Source organism: Xenorhabdus sp. TH1 (assembly GCF_037260955.1).
GTDB lineage: Bacteria > Pseudomonadota > Gammaproteobacteria > Enterobacterales > Enterobacteriaceae > Xenorhabdus > Xenorhabdus griffiniae.
This window is the reverse complement of record NZ_CP147734.1, coordinates 1,993,416-2,010,019: the sequence shown is the minus strand read 5'-3', so window position 1 is coordinate 2,010,019 and position 16,604 is coordinate 1,993,416. Positions and strand designations below refer to the sequence as shown.

At 42.0% G+C, this 16,604-nt stretch carries 15 protein-coding genes; 4 read left to right on the top strand and 11 right to left on the bottom strand.

Annotated features, from left to right (window positions below; translation table 11 throughout):
• From rsxG to WDV74_RS08900, 6 genes are all read right to left on the bottom strand, one after another.
• Nucleotides 1-627, bottom strand: a complete 627-nt coding sequence (gene rsxG / locus WDV74_RS08925; RefSeq protein WP_338882353.1) for an electron transport complex subunit RsxG — start codon at nucleotides 625-627, stop codon at nucleotides 1-3.
• Nucleotides 628-643: 16 nt separating this feature from the next.
• Nucleotides 644-1,723, bottom strand: a complete 1,080-nt coding sequence (gene rsxD / locus WDV74_RS08920; protein ID WP_338882352.1) for an electron transport complex subunit RsxD — start codon at nucleotides 1,721-1,723, stop codon at nucleotides 644-646.
• A gap of 12 nt (nucleotides 1,724-1,735) precedes the next feature.
• Nucleotides 1,736-3,982: an electron transport complex subunit RsxC gene (gene rsxC / locus WDV74_RS08915; RefSeq protein WP_338882351.1), complete on the bottom strand. Its 2,247-nt coding sequence runs from the start codon at nucleotides 3,980-3,982 to the stop codon at nucleotides 1,736-1,738.
• Nucleotides 3,975-4,598 (bottom strand): electron transport complex subunit RsxB, encoded by a 624-nt coding sequence (gene rsxB, locus WDV74_RS08910; protein ID WP_338882349.1) that lies wholly within the window; start codon nucleotides 4,596-4,598, stop codon nucleotides 3,975-3,977. Before rsxB ends, rsxC begins: the two co-directional genes overlap by 8 nt.
• Nucleotides 4,598-5,179 carry an electron transport complex subunit RsxA gene (rsxA, locus tag WDV74_RS08905; protein WP_189760139.1) on the bottom strand — a complete coding sequence of 194 codons (582 nt, stop codon included), beginning with the start codon at nucleotides 5,177-5,179 and terminating at the stop codon, nucleotides 4,598-4,600. Before rsxA ends, rsxB begins: the two co-directional genes overlap by 1 nt.
• A 117-nt stretch (nucleotides 5,180-5,296) precedes the next feature.
• Nucleotides 5,297-5,737, bottom strand: a complete 441-nt coding sequence (locus tag WDV74_RS08900) for a DUF2569 domain-containing protein (RefSeq protein ID WP_338882348.1) — start codon at nucleotides 5,735-5,737, stop codon at nucleotides 5,297-5,299.
• Between the two features lie 165 nt (nucleotides 5,738-5,902).
• Between WDV74_RS08900 and WDV74_RS08895 the strand changes: the two genes are divergently transcribed.
• Nucleotides 5,903-6,943, top strand: a complete 1,041-nt coding sequence (locus tag WDV74_RS08895) for an oxidoreductase (protein ID WP_338882347.1) — start codon at nucleotides 5,903-5,905, stop codon at nucleotides 6,941-6,943.
• Between the two features lie 37 nt (nucleotides 6,944-6,980).
• On the top strand, nucleotides 6,981-7,970 hold the full coding sequence (locus WDV74_RS08890; protein WP_338882345.1) for a bile acid:sodium symporter family protein: 990 nt from the start codon (nucleotides 6,981-6,983) through the stop codon (nucleotides 7,968-7,970).
• 27 nt (nucleotides 7,971-7,997) lie between these two features.
• Here the strand turns inward: WDV74_RS08890 and add are convergent, their stop codons facing one another.
• The 3 genes from add to manA form a co-directional block, all read right to left on the bottom strand.
• A complete protein-coding gene (gene add, locus WDV74_RS08885; protein ID WP_338882343.1) occupies nucleotides 7,998-8,999 on the bottom strand; it encodes an adenosine deaminase in 1,002 nt (333 codons plus the stop codon).
• A 73-nt stretch (nucleotides 9,000-9,072) separates the two neighbouring features.
• A complete protein-coding gene (locus WDV74_RS08880) occupies nucleotides 9,073-10,536 on the bottom strand; it encodes a YdgA family protein (RefSeq protein ID WP_338882342.1) in 1,464 nt (487 codons plus the stop codon).
• 102 nt (nucleotides 10,537-10,638) lie between these two features.
• Nucleotides 10,639-11,811: a mannose-6-phosphate isomerase gene (gene manA, locus WDV74_RS08875; RefSeq protein ID WP_338882340.1), complete on the bottom strand. Its 1,173-nt coding sequence runs from the start codon at nucleotides 11,809-11,811 to the stop codon at nucleotides 10,639-10,641.
• Nucleotides 11,812-11,983: 172 nt separating this feature from the next.
• Here manA and fumC point away from each other — a divergent pair, with 172 nt between their 5' ends.
• Nucleotides 11,984-13,378 carry a class II fumarate hydratase gene (fumC, locus tag WDV74_RS08870; RefSeq protein ID WP_338882339.1) on the top strand — a complete coding sequence of 465 codons (1,395 nt, stop codon included), beginning with the start codon at nucleotides 11,984-11,986 and terminating at the stop codon, nucleotides 13,376-13,378.
• A gap of 61 nt (nucleotides 13,379-13,439) precedes the next feature.
• Here the strand turns inward: fumC and tus are convergent, their stop codons facing one another.
• A complete protein-coding gene (gene tus / locus WDV74_RS08865) occupies nucleotides 13,440-14,366 on the bottom strand; it encodes a DNA replication terminus site-binding protein (protein ID WP_338882338.1) in 927 nt (308 codons plus the stop codon).
• Nucleotides 14,367-14,585: 219 nt separating this feature from the next.
• Between tus and WDV74_RS08860 the strand changes: the two genes are divergently transcribed.
• Nucleotides 14,586-15,218, top strand: a complete 633-nt coding sequence (locus WDV74_RS08860; protein WP_338882336.1) for a helix-turn-helix domain-containing protein — start codon at nucleotides 14,586-14,588, stop codon at nucleotides 15,216-15,218.
• Nucleotides 15,219-15,337: 119 nt separating this feature from the next.
• On the opposite strand, the gene WDV74_RS08855 is transcribed toward WDV74_RS08860, so the two are convergent.
• Nucleotides 15,338-16,543 carry an MFS transporter gene (locus tag WDV74_RS08855; RefSeq protein ID WP_338885566.1) on the bottom strand — a complete coding sequence of 402 codons (1,206 nt, stop codon included), beginning with the start codon at nucleotides 16,541-16,543 and terminating at the stop codon, nucleotides 15,338-15,340.
• Nucleotides 16,544-16,604 lie beyond the last annotated feature (61 nt).

The window sequence follows — 16,604 nt, the reverse complement described above, 5'->3', positions numbered from 1 at the left end:
TTATTTCTCTTCGCAAGTTGGCAGGGAAGAAAGTTGTGTCGATACTGTTTCCAAATAAAGAGTTGTCCGTTTAACAGCATTGACAACAGCACGCGGTGTAATGGTTGCACCGGTAAATTGGTCGAATTCTCCACCATCTTTTTTGACCGCCCAGTTGTGATCATCCTTTGACATGATTTTTTTGCCAGAGAAAGCATAAATCCAATTGGAAATTCTGGTTTCAATTTTGTCGCCCAAACCGGGGGTTTCGTGGTGTTCAGTGACTCTAACACCCAACACGCTGCCAGAAAAATCAGCACCAACCAGTAATTGAATTGCACCCGAATAGCCATCAGGCGCTGTACTTTCTAACGCAGCCGCAACCGGAACACCTTTTTTACGGGCGAGGTAAAGACGGTGAGGCTGTTCATTACCTAATGCCTTGTTTGCCACTAGATAACATTCATTTTGCATATCATTGTCGTATAAAGCAGGGGGGACAACTTGATCCAGCAATACCTTATGTTGTAAAGCTGCTTGTTCGGCGATCCGATCCTTTGTTAATGAATAAACAATTGCCGTTAGCCCTGTCGTACAAGCTGCGAAAATTGCGAGGGTAACACCGTGACGACGCATAGTTTCTAACATAGTACTCTTCCTTTTCCTATTTATGGCCGTAAGCACGAGGCTGGGTGTAATGGTCAATAAGTGGCACACATATGTTTGCCAGTAATACCGCAAATGCAACAGCATCAGGATAACCACCATAAACACGAATTATCCAAATAAGCCCACCAATAATGGTTCCGTAAATCAAACGGCCTTTTGGTGTTGTTGATGCGCTAACGGGGTCAGTTGCAATAAAAAATGCGCCTAACATGGTGGCACCGGAAAAAAGTTGCAATAAGGGTGGTGAATAACGGGTAGGATCAAAAAGCCAACTTATCAGTGCACAAATACCCAGTGACAAAATAAAGGCAGTTGGGATTTGCCAGTTAATGATTTTTCGGTTGAGCATGATCAAGCCGCCAACCAAATAAGCAACGTTAACCCATTGCCAGCCAATGCCAGCTAAAACGCCTTGTAATATAGGTTGTTGCAATACTTCATCAATATTGTGAGTCAACCTGCCAGTTTTGAAACTGTCCAGCGGTGTTGCTTGACTCAATCCATCAATACCTTGTTGCAGTTGTAACAAAGTTGAGCCATCTGGCGTATGTCCTGTGAAAATGACCATAAGGCTATCCCATGGGGTTAAAGTGAATGTCTGTAAAGATTCAGGAGGCATCCAACTGGTCATTTGTACAGGAAATGAGATCAATAGAACGACATAGCCGATCATGGCAGGGTTAAACGGATTTTGCCCAAGTCCGCCATACAAATGCTTAGCAATAATGACAGCAAAAAATGTGCCGAGCACGATTAGCCACCATGGTGCTAATGGTGGCAGGCTAATACCTAAAAGCAATCCTGTCACTAAAGCAGAGTTATCCCTGAGATAGGGAAGTATTAGTTGTTTTTTCAATGCGATAGCAGCAGATTCAGCTAACAATGCGGTAATGATAGCTAGCAAAATCTGGAATAATGTTCCAGAGCCAAAGAAATAGGTCTGGATAGCAATACCAGGAATGGCCGCTAAAACTACCCAAAGCATGATCTGACTAGTGCTTTTTTGGTTGTGTGTAAAAGGTGAACTTGCGACTTTTAGTTGGTTGTTGTCAGTTTTTACTGGCCTAAATTTCATCGATAAATTTCACTATTCGGTTGTAATTACTTGTTCTTCCTGAGCGGCTTTTTTAGCTTTGACACGGGCAATAGCCGCCGCAACAGCTGCTTTACGGGGATCGGTTTCTTCCGGCTCTGCGGAATCTGCTTGAGGGAGAGTTGACTCCGGTTGGCTTTGCGCAGCTTTCTTGGCTTTAGCCCGGGCAATGGCCGCCGCAACAGCTGCTTTACGGGGATCGGTTTCTTCCGGCTCTGCGGAATCCGCTTGAGGGAGAGTTGACTCCGGTTGGCTTTGCGCGGCTTTCTTGGCTTTAGCACGGGCGATAGCCGCCGCAACAGCTGCTTTACGGGGATCGGTTTCTTCCGGCTCTGCGGAATCCGCTTGAGGGAGGGTTGACTCCGGTTGGCTTTGCGCGGCTTTCTTGGCTTTAGCACGGGCAATAGCCGCCGCAACAGCTGCCTTGCGTGGATCTTGTGTATCATCCCCGCTATTTTGTTGAGATTGCTCTAGTGACGTTGTCACTTCATCGCTTTGTGCTGCCTTTTTCGCTTTTGCCCTGGCTATCGCAGCGGCGAGGGCGGCTTTACGCGGATCATTGTCTTCAACCGATGTTGATGTATTTTCTTCTATATCTAAGTTTGTAGTAATTTGTTTTTCTGCTTGACGAGCACGCAACTGTTCTTTTCTGGCTTTACGTGCTGCAATTGCTGCTGTATTGTCAGGTGATTGTCCTGCCTGCACAAGGATAGATTCGCCAGTATTTCCCTGTTTTTCCTTCGCACGGGCAAGGGCGGCTTGTACAGCACTTTTATCACTGCTATTTACTTGAACAGCCGCTTTTTTATGGCGTTCTTCACGTGCCAATTTTTCCCGTTCCATACGTACTTGTTTAGCTTCAAAACGCACCTTAGCTTCAGCAGAACGGCGTGCTTCTGCTTCTATCGCCCATATTTCAGCTTTTTCCTGTCGATAGTATTGAACCAGAGGGATATTACTTGGGCATACATAAGCACAAGCTCCACATTCAATACAGTCGAATAAATGATGATTTTTGGCCTTTTCATGTTCTTGCCCACGACTGAACCAGTACAGTTGTTGCGGCAGCAATCCGGCGGGGCATGCTTCAACGCATAGGCCGCAGCGAATGCACGCTTCTTCAATGACTTTGGGTTCCATCTCTTGTACCGAAGGTGCAAGAATACAGTTACTGATTTTGACGATGGGGACATTCAAATCAGGTAAAGTGAATCCCATTAATGGTCCACCCATAATGACCATTTGTTCTGATCCTGGGTTAAATCCGGCTTGTTGTAACAGGAAGTGAACAGGCGTGCCGAGGCGCGTCCAGAAATTGCCAGGCGAAGTGACTGCTTCACCTGTTAGCGTCACTACACGTTCGATTAACGGCTCACCGTCAATAATGGCACGTTTTATCGCCACGACTGTTCCCACGTTTTGCATAAGAACGCCGATGTCAGAAGAACGACCGCCAGAAGGTACTTCTTTTCCGGTCAGGATCTTGGTCAGTTGTTTGGCTCCACCAGAAGGATATTTTGTTGGAATGACACGCACAGCGATGGATTTATCACCACTAAGTGCTGCGTTTAAGGCATTAATTGCTTCGGGTTTGTTGTCTTCAATGCCGATCAATACCTGCTTTGGATTAAGCAAATGTATTAAGATGCGGATACCCGCAATAATTTCTTTTGCATGTTCTTGCATTAAACGATCATCAGCGGTGATATAAGGTTCACACTCGGCCGCATTGATGATTAGGGTGTTGAGATTGTGTCGTCCGCCTTTCAGTTTTGTTTCAGTAGGGAAGCCAGCACCACCTAAGCCAGCAATACCGGCTTGTTGAATGCGTTGCAATATTTCATTGACTTCCAATATGGTGTAATCAGCGATTGGGTTGCGTTCTCCCCATTGATCTTTACCATCAGGACGCAACCGGACACACAATTCTTTTAGCCCAGAAGGGTGTGCTGTGACGCAAGGTTCAATTGCAATAATTGTCCCAGATGTGGAAGCATGAACAGGTACTGTTCTGCCCATTCCAAATGTTAAAGCCTGGCCTTTCAGCACATAATCGCCCACTTTAACCAGCAGCTCGCCTTCTGGCCCCAAATGTTGCTGTAGGGGGATGATTAATTCATCCGGCAATGGCGCATGGCGTAATGGGGTACGGCTAGATTGCAACTTCATTTCTGGTGGATGGATACCACCATTAAAATCCCAGATTTTATTTTTGTTAAGCAAGTTGAGTAGATTAAACATGGGGTTTAACCTCAACAGGCTTAGCAGAGGAGAATAAAGTAGGGTCTGGTGTTGCGGGGATATTTTTTACTGGAATGGTGTTTAAATCCCATTTCCAATTTGAGGTAGTAGTAGCAACGGGGATCATCGTAATACAATCTGTTGGGCAAGGTGCGACACATAGGTCACAACCTGTGCAGAGATCTTCAACAACGGTATGCATGGCACGGTTTGCACCAATAATCGCATCTACAGGGCAAGCCTGAATGCATTTTGTGCAGCCTATGCAATTTTCTTCATCAATGAAAGCAACTTTTCTGGCTGGATTCTGAACGTTATCGTCGCCGTCCAACGGTTGTGGATCAATACCCATTAATTCGGAGATTTTGAGCATAACTTGTTCTCCACCGGGGGCGCATTTATTGATCATCTCGCCATTATTGGCAACCGCTTCCGCATAGGGGCGACAGCCGGGATAACCGCACTGTCCACATTGACTCTGGGGTAATAAGCTGTCGATATTTTCAACAATCGGATCTTCTTCTACTTTAAAACGACGCGCAGCAAAACCAAGGATTAAGCCAAAGATTAATCCGAGTATGCTTAGTACGCCGATAGCAATCCATAATGACATCATTAGAATTTCACCAAACCACTAAATCCCATAAATGCGAGGGACATTAACCCTGCTGTAATAAGCCCTATTGATGAACCACGAAAAGGGACAGGAATATTGGCAACGGCCAGGCGTTCCCGAATGCCGGCAAATAGCACCATGACAAGAGAAAAACCCGCGGCAGCACTGAATCCATATACAGCAGATTGTAAAAAATCGTGAGATTGATTGACATTCAGTAATGCAACACCAAGTACAGCACAGTTGGTTGTAATCAGTGGCAAGAAAATTCCTAACAAGCGATAAAGCGTCGGGCTGGTTTTGCGGACGACCAATTCCGTAAACTGAACGACAACCGCAATAACGAGAATAAAGCTCAGGGTGCGCAAATAAACCAAATCGAGCGGGACAAGAATAAATGTGTTTACCAGCCATGCGCAGATAGAAGCTAGGGTAAGAACAAAAGTTGTGGCCAGCCCCATACCGATGGCGGTTTCGAGTTTTTTGGATACCCCCATAAATGGGCATAGACCCAAAAATTTTACCAAAACAAAATTATTGACTAAGACTGTGCCAATAAATAACAAAAGGTATTCAGTCATTGCTATACCTGAAAATAAGATATTGGAAAATGGAACACTGCTTACATAGTTTGAGTAGAAATTCCCCACCTGAATGTGGGGAAGCGGGGCAATGATAACAATCAATTGTGGGGTATGTTATCGATCTTGTGTGAAAGTCATTTTCACCCGATGGGAGCGTTTAATATAAGGAATGAAGATGGTGGCAGCCAGTAATGGCCATAATAGGGATCGTATTGCCATTTCATCAGAAATAGGAGAAAAAGCGAAAGTTTTTATGGCCATCAACACGGAAGCCATCAGCCAAATAATAAAAATACGTGGGAATCGTTTCGAGCGAATAAAAAGTAGCTTCAATGCCCATATAGTAAAACACCACATCATTGTCGTGGTTAATACTGAGGTATACCACAAGGTGGTAAAATTCCCCCCTATTTGATGAATAGTTTCGTTTTTATGGATAAACGTCATTATATATAACAGTAACATCAAACTGGCAGCGATTAATGTCATGATTAGATATGCGGCAGGCGCTAATAACCAGCCATTAATGCGATAATAATCATTGGACTGATACATAAGCAGTTTTCACTCCACCGTGATTTTTTTGATAGTAGAAAATGATTATAGGAAAAAGAGAGTAGTACTGGAATCAGGATTATTTGCTAACGTGTGAGAGGAGGTGATACTTTCTGGTGCCTGATGACTTGTTTACGATATTTTGATCATTTTTTAGAGGCTGTTATGAGTGATTTTTTGAAAGTGGGTTTAGTAGGCTATGGCTATGCAAGTAAAACATTCCATGCGCCATTAATTGCAGGAACACCCAATATAGAATTGGTTGCCATTTCCAGCAGTGATATAGATAAAGTTAAAAAAGACTGGCCAACAATATCAGTCGCTTCCTCGCCGGAGGAACTCTTCAGTGATCCCAACATTGACCTTATCGTGATCCCGACACCAAATGATACTCACTACCCATTGGCACAAAAGGTGTTAGAGGCAGGTAAACATGTTGTCGTTGATAAGCCTTTTACCATTACGGTAGAACAGGCTCAATCATTGAAAAAGCAAGCGGAAGAAGCCAATTTATTGCTGTCTGTATTCCATAATCGTCGTTGGGATTCTGGTTTTCTGACAGTGAAATCACTTATTAAAGAAAATAAATTGGGAGCCCTGAAATATTATGAATCCCATTTTGATCGTTACCGTCCCGCTGTTCGTCAGCGCTGGCGTGAAGCTGCTGGAGCCGGTAGTGGCATTTGGTATGATTTAGCGCCTCATTTACTGGATCAGGCCGTGCAACTGTTTGGCAAACCACAAGCTATCACAACCGATTTGGGCATGATGCGCCCAGATGCAGAGACGGCGGATTATTTTCATGCCCAGCTTACCTATCCTGATTTGAAAGTCGTGTTGCATGCAACCATGCTTGCAGCAGCAGAATCACCTATTTATACATTGCATGGTATGGATGGCAGTTATACCAAGTATGGTCTGGATCCTCAAGAAGAGCGCTTAAAGGCAGGAGAAAGGCCTCCACGGGCAGACTGGGGATATGATGCACGGGATGGTTATGTGACGTTGTCACAAGGTGATGACTTAGTTACGAAAGTTGTTCCTACTGTACCTGGTAATTATGGCGCTTATTATGCGGCTATTCGTGATGCGATTTTGTTTGGAAAACTTAATCCCGTAACTGCTAGCGAAGCTATTTTGATTATGAAACTTATCGAAGCTGGTGAAAAATCAGCAAAAGAACAACGCACAATCTTAATTGACTAATTAAACAGTGGCAGGTGGGTAAAGGGGACTTATATTGATGAACGTGTTGCAAAAATTAAGAATTGATCCTTTTTTAGTGACATTAATTACTGTGGTCATCATTGCATCGTTTTTTCCTTGCGAAGGTGAAGCGAAAAAGTGGTTTCAATACTTAACTACAGCCGCTATTGCGCTGTTATTTTTTATGCATGGCGCGAAGTTATCCCGCAATGCCATCTTGGCAGGGATAGGGCATTGGCGGTTGCATTTGGTGATTTTCTCCAGCACGTTTATTTTGTTTCCCATACTAGGGATGGGGTTAAGTTTCATCGTGCCAGAGTGGATGTCACCAACCATTTATATGGGCTTTCTTTATCTTTGTGCTTTACCTGCCACAGTACAATCGGCTATTGCGTTTACTTCCGTTGCAGGGGGAAATGTTGCCGCGGCGATATGCAGTGCTTCCGCCTCAAGCTTGTTAGGTGTATTCCTGTCTCCATTGTTGGTTGGTTTTTTGATCCAAACTCAAGAAGGAGGGGCTCAAACAGATACCTGGAAAGCGATAAGAGATATTATCTTGCAGTTAATGGTGCCTTTTATCGTCGGACATTTATCGCGTCCTTTGATTGCCAGTTGGGTGGAAAAACATAAGAAATTGGTCAACATGACAGATCGTTCTTCTATCTTGCTGGTGGTTTATGTTGCCTTTAGTGAGGCGGTGGTGGAAGGTATTTGGCATAAAATCGATGCCTATTCACTGCTTATGATTGGGATCGTCTGCTGTGTTTTATTAGCTATCGTACTACTAATTAACGTATATAGCTCGCGTTTGCTGGGATTTGGCAAAGATGACGAAATCACTATTGTGTTTTGTGGTTCGAAGAAGAGCCTGGCGAATGGCGTACCAATGGCGAATGTATTATTTCCCGCGCCAATGGTTGGTGTGATGTTGTTACCGTTGATGATTTTCCACCAGATCCAATTGATGGTTTGTGCTGTCCTTGCTCAGCGTTATGCGCAGCGTTTAAAAATAAAAAAGGCAGAGTAATTTTCTGCCTTTGGAACAACTTAGTTCTTAGCGGTTGGCGACTTTTTCTTTCAGTGCCTGTTTTTCTGCTTCACTAAGGAATGCAGTTGCCAAGCCATTAATCTGTGCCTGTCGAATCAACGCTGGAGACAGTCCCGCAGCTGGCGCCGCAACGTTATATTCATGGCGAATTTCGATGCCTTCTACTGCCGGATCATCCGTATTGATTGATGCCAGGATCCCGTGCTCAAGGAACTGTTTCAGGGGGTGAGCTTGTAAAGAACTGACGGTGCTGGTTTGCAAGTTTGATGTCAGGCAGGATTCAATACCGATGCCATGTTCAGCCAAATAATCCATTAAGGCTGGATCAGTGATTGCTTTGACACCGTGACCAATACGAGTTGCACCTAATTCACGAATAGCGTGCCAGATGCTTTCCGCCCCTGCGGCTTCACCTGCATGTACGCTAATATTCCAACCTGCGTCACGTGCTCGGATAAAATGTTGCTCAAAGAGATGGCCGGGGAAGCCTAATTCATCACCCGCCAGATCTAATGCGGTGATATGTTGTTTATGAGCAAGAAGTCCGGCGAGTTCTTCGGTGCACGCTTTTTCCCCAAATGTTCTGCTCAGAATACCAATTAAACGGATCTGAATATCATGCTGCTGGCTTGCTGAGTGGATACCGTCGATCACCGCTTCCACGACGCCTTCAACGGGAAGTTGGTGCTTCATTGCCATGTAATAAGGGGAGAAACGCAGTTCAGCGTAATCAAGACCCGCCTTGACTGCATCTTCAACGTTTTCAATGGCGACTCTGCGGCAAGCTTCTAAATCGGCAAGTACAGTCACACCCCAGTCCAATTTTTGCAGGAAGCTGACAAGGTTAGGCTCATTTTCAATGATTTGGACATGCGGACGTAATGCTTCCAGCTCATAAGCTGGGAGAGGGATATTATGTTGACGTGCAAGATCCAAAATGGTTTCAGGACGGATATTACCGTCAAGGTGACGGTGAAGATCGGTCAGTGGAAGCTGTATGTCAATCATTTTATTATCCTTTTTATTAAATTATATATATAAAAAAGCCAGCCAACGTGTTGGCTGGCAAGAAAGTGAAACACTATTCTGCAAAGCCATTATCAAGCAGGAATTGATGTAAACTGGATTCTTTGTCGTTTAATTTGACTTTATCATTGGCATAGAGGAAGTTAAGGCCAATGATACCGTCTTTGTCAGTCAGAATGTTGTATTTAATCCCTTCTTGGGTCATTATCTGAACTTGCAGTTTTGCTTGAGCTTCTGCGGTAGCTTTATCCTTACCGTCTAGCATCGCTGACTGCGCAATAGATTCTATCAACATGGCTTTCGGTATATTAATGTGCAAAGACAATTTTTGAACCAGGGTACGAACCATTTCTTCTGGTTCCATAAGTTGCAATGCACTTTTATCCTCCGGAATATTTTGTAAGGCAAGGTTGAAATCCACTGAACTTTCACCTTTACTGTTTTTCCAACTAAAAGGAGAAATACTGAATTGTGGATTATTATTCAGAAGGAGATGTAAGTTACTGAGGATCGCTAAGGAAGTCGTATCATAAGATACTTGATCCGTAGTCAAGGCCGCTTCAGCCGCATCGTTATAGGCTTGGGTAAATTTACGCACAGACTGGCCATCAAGTTTTTCCATACCCAGAGCTAACTTACCAGAGCCAAACTCTATATCCTTAATCTTTAAACCATCAATGCTATAAACGATTTTGATTTTCAGATTATCTTTGTCCTCGCCTAAATTGGATGTCACTTTCATTCCTTTAAGAGCGATATTTGGCTCATTAGGAATTCCATTCATGCTGAATTCGCCAATACTATAGCTTTGATTTCCGGTATAGATATCGAATTTGCCTTTTTTGTTATCCCCTTTAAAATCAATTCCCTTAAGTGAAATTGACTCTTTTTTGGTCGGATCGCTGAAAGACAGTTCATCACTTTTGATTGTGAAGGAAAATTCACTTAGATCACGATTGACGTCGGCACTGATTTTTGCGCCTGAAAATGACAGCACCCGTTGGTTACCATTTTTAGTCGTTTCCGTATGATTAATAGGGATCAGATCAATGTTAGCAGAGAGCGCACGGTTATAACTGACTTTAGCATCTAAGTTAAACAGCGATTTTTCGTTTGTGATATTAAATAGTTTTTTCAACGCATCACTTTTTTCCAGTTCTGCGTGGACAGAGGCCATTTGGGGACTCAGGTTGAATCTCTTCAAGTCAGAGATAGGAAATGGCCCATGATCGATTGTCGATTTGAAAATGATTTCTTCATTTGGTGGGATATCGGCATTTTTTACACCATTCTTGATGTTTAGGATCAAACGAACATCGGAACTGAAAATACCTCGTTTGAAATCTTTTGCTTGCCATTCTATGCCACTTTCAGGAAACGCTTTTACCAGTTCAGTGTTTGCCTGTTTTATGAAGCCATCTAAACGCTCTTCAAGTTTCTTACCTGTATACCATGATGCTCCTGTCCACACAGCACCCAGAGCAACAACAATGCTTACTGCAACTAACGACTTTTTCATGTAAAAATCCCATCCTTTTAACGCATATACATGGGTGTATTATACGTTTTGTATTTATGTCAACATTCACTGGAAATATGATTAACAACCAATGAAAATAAATTAATTAGATACCTTGGCTATTCTCCCCTTACCATAAACAGTTACGGTATCTTCGATAGCAGGCAAAAAAAGTGATTCACCCGAGAGTAATCTCAACTGCTGCTTATCCGTGTTGATAACTGCTTCCCCTTCAACACAAAATAGAACCGATGCTGAATCATTTTCCAATGAAATTGGTTGTTCTGAAATAGGATAGACAGAAAAACAAAAATCATTAACAGGAACAGGGTAACTCAGCGCATCTTTTACCTGTTTTGGTACGGTTAGCAAAGTATCGGCAGCTTTTGGAATAAAATCCAGATTAGCCATGAGTTCAGGAACATCAATATGCTTGTTGGTTAAACCGGCTCGCAAGACATTGTCAGAATTGGCCATAACTTCTAAAGCAACGCCATCAAGATAGGCATGGGGAGTGCGGGCATATAAAAACATAGCCTGGCCGGGTTCGAGTTCAACGATATTGAGTAAGAGTGGTGTAAACAGTCCATTATCATCGGGATAGAACGACGTCATTTTTTTGATAGTATCCCACGGTTCGCCCTGATGACAGTTTAGTGCTGATTTTAAGACAGCCATCGCCAACTGCTTTTGCCCGCCTTGCATATTCAATAACTGTGAAAACAGAAACGACAGATTTTGTTCAGTCGGTTGTTGGAGGAATGTTCGAATCTCTGGATGTGCGGCAGAAACATCATCCAATAATTGCACGATTTCACTTAAAGGCCTAAAAGCATTCATGGCCTTGAATGGTGTCAGGGCATATACCAATTCGGGTTTATGGTTATCGTCTTTATAATTGCGTTGTGCTGAGTCTAACGGTATCCCTTGTGCATTTTCTTTGGCAAAACCCATTTCTGCTGATGCCTTATCAGGATGCACTTGAATAGACAGAGGCTGAGCTGCACACAATACTTTGAACAAAAAAGGCAAACGTTGGAATTGTTGGGCTACTTTTTCTCCAAGGTATTTTTCTGGCTCTTTATCGATTAAGGTGTTTAAGGCAATGGTTTCACCCGTTTGAGGATCTGTTACCAGTGAACTACATTTTGGATGTGCCCCCATCCATAATTCTGCCACTGGCTGATTATCAGGATTCTCGATACCGTAAATATCCGTAAGAGCGGTTTTACTTCCCCAGTTATAGTGCTGTATTTTATTGACCATTTTCAGCATGGCAGAATTTCCTATAATAAAAAGTCACTTATTTATATGACAACAATACAATAAACACGGCTAGGTCGCATTATCGATAATGAATTTATGGCATGATAAAATAATGCCGGTTAATTTATCTGCGAAGTTTGTTCTGGCTTATTCAATTATTCTGTGTGCTAAGGAGATAGTAATGGCAGCCACTCGCATTGAAAAAGACTCAATGGGACCGATTGAAGTACCTGCTGACCAATTATGGGGAGCGCAGACTCAGCGCTCATTAGAGCATTTCCGTATTTCTCAGGAAAAAATGCCTGTTGCATTGATTCATGCCCTTGCATTGACTAAACAAGCTGCGGCCAGCGTTAATATGGATCTGGGCCTTCTGCCTCAAGAACGTGGCGAGGCAATTATCGCTGCGGCAACCGAGGTGTTGGAAGGCAAGCATCCAACAGAATTCCCTCTTGCTATCTGGCAGACTGGTTCGGGAACTCAAAGCAACATGAACATGAATGAAGTGTTGGCGAACCGTGGTAGTGAGATCCTTGGTGGTGAAAGGGGTAGTGAACGTCTGATTCACCCTAACGATGATGTTAACAAGAGTCAAAGCTCCAATGACGTTTTCCCAACTGCCATGCATGTTGCAGCAGTGACTGCATTACGCGAACATTTGTTACCGGAGTTAAAAGTGCTACAAAAAACTCTGGCAGATAAAGCGGAAGCATTTAAAGACATTGTAAAAATTGGTCGTACTCACTTACAAGATGCAACGCCATTGACATTAGGCCAGGAAATTTCTGGCTGGGCAGCCATGCTGGTGCATAATTTGAAACACATTGAAGATAGTATTCCTCATGTGTGTGAACTGGCATTGGGTGGTACTGCGGTAGGGACTGGTCTGAATACTCACCCTGAGTATGCTGTTCGTGTTGCGCAGAAAATTGCTGAATTATCTGGTCATCCTTTTATCACTTCGCCGAATAAATTCGAAGCCTTGGCAACTTGTGACGCGTTAGTTCACTCACACGGCGCATTGAAAGGCTTGGCTTCATCATTGATGAAGATCGCTAACGATGTTCGTTGGTTGGCTTCAGGCCCTCGTTGTGGTATTGGTGAAATTTCCATTCCTGAAAATGAGCCGGGCAGTTCCATCATGCCGGGTAAAGTAAATCCAACCCAGTGTGAAGCGATGACAATGCTATGTGCCCAGGTCATGGGTAATGATGTGGCGATCAATATTGGCGGTTCGTCTGGTAACTTTGAATTGAACGTATTCCGTCCCATGGTTATTCATAATTTCCTACAATCTGTTCGTTTGCTGGCGGATGGTATGCGTAGTTTCAATGAGCATTGTGCTGTTGGTATTGAACCTAACCGTGAACGCATAACCCAGTTGCTGAATGAATCATTGATGTTGGTAACTGCGTTGAATACCCATATTGGCTACGATAAAGCGGCTGAAATTGCTAAAAAAGCACATAAAGAAGGCCTGACATTGAAACAGTCGGCACTCCAGTTAGGGTATTTAACTGAGGCTGAATTTGATGCGTGGGTTCGTCCTGAAGATATGGTTGGTAGCATGAAATAATTGCTTATCATATAAGCAAAAACGCAAAAACCGGAGAATACTGACTCCGGTTTTTTATACCTTAAATTTCTTTGTAGAGATGTAGGCGGGGGATTACCAATTCGAGTGGTTTTGCTTTAGGTTTATGTTTATGTTTAATTGTATTGATATTGTAATTGGGTAAGTTGCCGATTTTTGGCTCGGCTTCACTATCTTCTGTGTAAAAAACAATTAAAGGAACTGGGCAAGCATATTGAACTTGCTTTTGTATTTCTGAATACCATACACGGGTAATAGGCTGCACTTTTACTGGTCGTTTTATTTTCAATACCACATCATCGGATAATTTTTTAATATCTGTTATCTCTAATGCCACTAATCCTGCCCATTGATCACTGGAATAGGGTGGGACTACTCTCCCTGCATTATAGCTTTTCTCTAATCTTTCCAAAACTTGTTGCTTGGTGACTTTATTAATGATGTTCTTATTGGCCCACCCAAAATTAATGGAGTCAGGATTCAATAGGGGCGTGATAGTACGATAGGCATTCAGGGTAATGAGGCCGCGTAGATGATCATGAACAAATTCAAAACGTTGTTCTTTGCTGACACCTGATTCTTTGGTAACGATGTTTTCCAACTCTATTTTTAATTGGTTTACTTCATTAATGATTGCTGTTGCTTCTCGATATTGCTGGTGGTTGACAGTAAAACATAATGCACCTGGCAGTCGGCTTGCAGCTTTACTGCTGACATTAGGATTGTTGTGGTGTATGAATAGCTTCTGATAGAAGCATAAACCTACACTGAGCGCTTCATTTCCCTGTAGCGGATTGACTATGATTTCCGTTATCTGTTCATGTTCTTTACCTTTTTCTATTTTTGGTAATTCAAATACCCGTGCATCAATAAGTTGATAAGTCATTAACAACTTAACCAGTTCAGATAGTTTTTCTTCTTGTTTTTTGAAGCAAGTTGTAAGTGATTCTACTGAAATATATTTCTTCATAATTATTCTCAAAGACGAATCTTTATTTAGTTACAACATTCTTTTATGTTAGATCAAAACTATAAAAACATCTACAAAATCCCCTCAAAAAGCCAAATAAAAAAGAAATCACCTATTGCGAAATAATTTAGCATTGTGATAAAAAATTAATAACACATCAATTGAAAATCAGCTAATTATCTGATTGATAGAGTGGGTCATACACCAAGGTCGTTAAATATGAAAAGATTAGTCAAGCCATTGAATTCTTTTAAAAAGGTTATGGATGCATTATTACCGTACTCTGAATTAATCACGACCGATTTATCAACACAAGGAAAAATAATTAAAATAGAGAGTGAGTTTGCTAAGTTTTTTTTATTAGAGCAAGGGTATGTCAACATCCGAAGAATTAACGATAACTTAATCATTGCTACGCTTTTTTCACCCTATGTCATAGGATTATCTTTCTATTCTGGAGCAGAAATCTATTATTCCATTGAGTTAGGAGGAAATTGCAAAATGTATAAGATTCCTCGAATTAGTGCGTTGAATGCGATAAAAAAACATGATCTCAATAGAGAGTGGATGAGGATAATTTCCTATAAAATATCTTTCTTGTATGCAAGAGATATTAGCCTTTTCCGTCATGGAAATAAGGAGGTTGTGTGTAGCCTATTATCTCGCCTGATGATCTTACCAGAAGAATTCAGAGAAAATATTACGGCAATTAAATTTATAGAACAAAGATGTACACTTTCACGCAGTTGTATACAGCGAGTATTACTCTCGCTAAAAAAAGAAGGATGCATTGAAATTATTGATGGGTATTTAACAAAAGTTTTAATGTTACCGACTGAATCCTATTATTAAAAATAAGCTATCGTAGGCATCAGATATACAATGAATAACTCAGATTATTTTGGACGTATTGATTGAATAAGCCGACATTTATTATTGTAAATCAATATGATGTCGGCTTTTTTATTTTATTATTTTTCTAATTTATTGAGTTTTAAGCCTAAATAAAAAGCCATCATTGTTAGTAATGAAATAAATATGGCAACGCCGTTCCATGCAAAATGGAGCCAGAATACTCCACCTAATGTTCCTGCAATGCTGGAACCAGAGTAATAACAGAATAAATAGAGCGATGAGGCTTGCGCTTTTGCTCGTTTGGCTCTCTGTCCTACCCATCCACTAGCAACTGCGTGAGCGGCAAAGAAGCCTGTTGTTAATATCATCACGCCTAACATTACTGCCCAGATAGGGGAAAATAAGGTGATTATACAACCAATTAGCATCATACTAATAGCGGCTAATAATACTTTTCCTCTCCCATATTTGCTTGTTAGTCCTCCAGCTTTAGTTGCACTGTAGGTTCCTGTTAAGTAGACAATAGATAACAAACCAACAATAGTCTGGCTTAAATGATAAGGTGTTTCTAATAATCGATAACCAATGTAATTAAACATGGTGACAAAACTTCCCATAATCAAAAAAGCCTCGGCAAATAGCAAGGGAAGACCTTGATCACGGAAGTGTAGTTTCAAATTGATGAGTAATGATTTAGGTTTTAATGAGCTGGATTTGAAGTGCCTAGATTCTGGTAACATTTTCCAAAATACAATGGCGGAGACTAAGGCAAATACACCTAATAAGATAACAGCGATTCGCCATGAATGGTGATCAGCGATCACACCAGTAATCAAACGCCCACTCATGCCTCCTATTGAATTACCACTAATATAAAGCCCGATAGACAAAGCCACATAACTAGGATGGATCTCTTCACTTAAATAAGTCATCGCAACAGCGGCAACGCCACTTAATGATAAACCCACGAGTGCACGCATAACCAAAATCCCGTGCCAACTTGTTGCGACAGAACTTAAAAGAGTAAAAATGGCAGCGGCAATAAGTGATATTACCATGACATATTTACGGCCAAGTGCATCAGATAGAGGACCTGTTATCAATAGACCGAGGGATAACATTCCGGTGGAAAGGGATAAAGCTAAGCTACTATTAGCCGGCGAAATGTTAAATTCATCTGATAAAATCGGCAAAATAGGTTGAACAAAATAGAGCAATGCAAATGTTGCCAACCCAACGGTAAAGAACGAAAGAGTAACTCGCAAGTACACAGCATCTTCACGTTGAATGTAGAGCTGTTTACTTTTGTATCCTTGATTGATCGTGTCATCTCTTTCAACGCCAGAGACTGCTGATTTTCCACTGACGCTTTGGACTGTGTTC

Excerpts from the sequence above, each read along its gene's own strand:
- rsxG (WP_338882353.1), bottom strand. The coding sequence starts at position 627 with ATGTTAGAAACTATGCGTCGTCACGGTGTTACCCTCGCAATTTTCGCA.
- rsxD (WP_338882352.1), bottom strand. The coding sequence starts at position 1,723 with ATGAAATTTAGGCCAGTAAAAACTGACAACAACCAACTAAAAGTCGCA.
- rsxC (WP_338882351.1), bottom strand. The coding sequence starts at position 3,982 with ATGTTTAATCTACTCAACTTGCTTAACAAAAATAAAATCTGGGATTTT.
- rsxB (WP_338882349.1), bottom strand. The coding sequence starts at position 4,598 with ATGATGTCATTATGGATTGCTATCGGCGTACTAAGCATACTCGGATTA.
- rsxA (WP_189760139.1), bottom strand. The coding sequence starts at position 5,179 with ATGACTGAATACCTTTTGTTATTTATTGGCACAGTCTTAGTCAATAAT.
- WDV74_RS08900 (WP_338882348.1), bottom strand. The coding sequence starts at position 5,737 with ATGTATCAGTCCAATGATTATTATCGCATTAATGGCTGGTTATTAGCG.
- WDV74_RS08895 (WP_338882347.1), top strand. The coding sequence starts at position 5,903 with ATGAGTGATTTTTTGAAAGTGGGTTTAGTAGGCTATGGCTATGCAAGT.
- WDV74_RS08890 (WP_338882345.1), top strand. The coding sequence starts at position 6,981 with ATGAACGTGTTGCAAAAATTAAGAATTGATCCTTTTTTAGTGACATTA.
- add (WP_338882343.1), bottom strand. The coding sequence starts at position 8,999 with ATGATTGACATACAGCTTCCACTGACCGATCTTCACCGTCACCTTGAC.
- WDV74_RS08880 (WP_338882342.1), bottom strand. The coding sequence starts at position 10,536 with ATGAAAAAGTCGTTAGTTGCAGTAAGCATTGTTGTTGCTCTGGGTGCT.
- manA (WP_338882340.1), bottom strand. The coding sequence starts at position 11,811 with ATGCTGAAAATGGTCAATAAAATACAGCACTATAACTGGGGAAGTAAA.
- fumC (WP_338882339.1), top strand. The coding sequence starts at position 11,984 with ATGGCAGCCACTCGCATTGAAAAAGACTCAATGGGACCGATTGAAGTA.
- tus (WP_338882338.1), bottom strand. The coding sequence starts at position 14,366 with ATGAAGAAATATATTTCAGTAGAATCACTTACAACTTGCTTCAAAAAA.
- WDV74_RS08860 (WP_338882336.1), top strand. The coding sequence starts at position 14,586 with ATGAAAAGATTAGTCAAGCCATTGAATTCTTTTAAAAAGGTTATGGAT.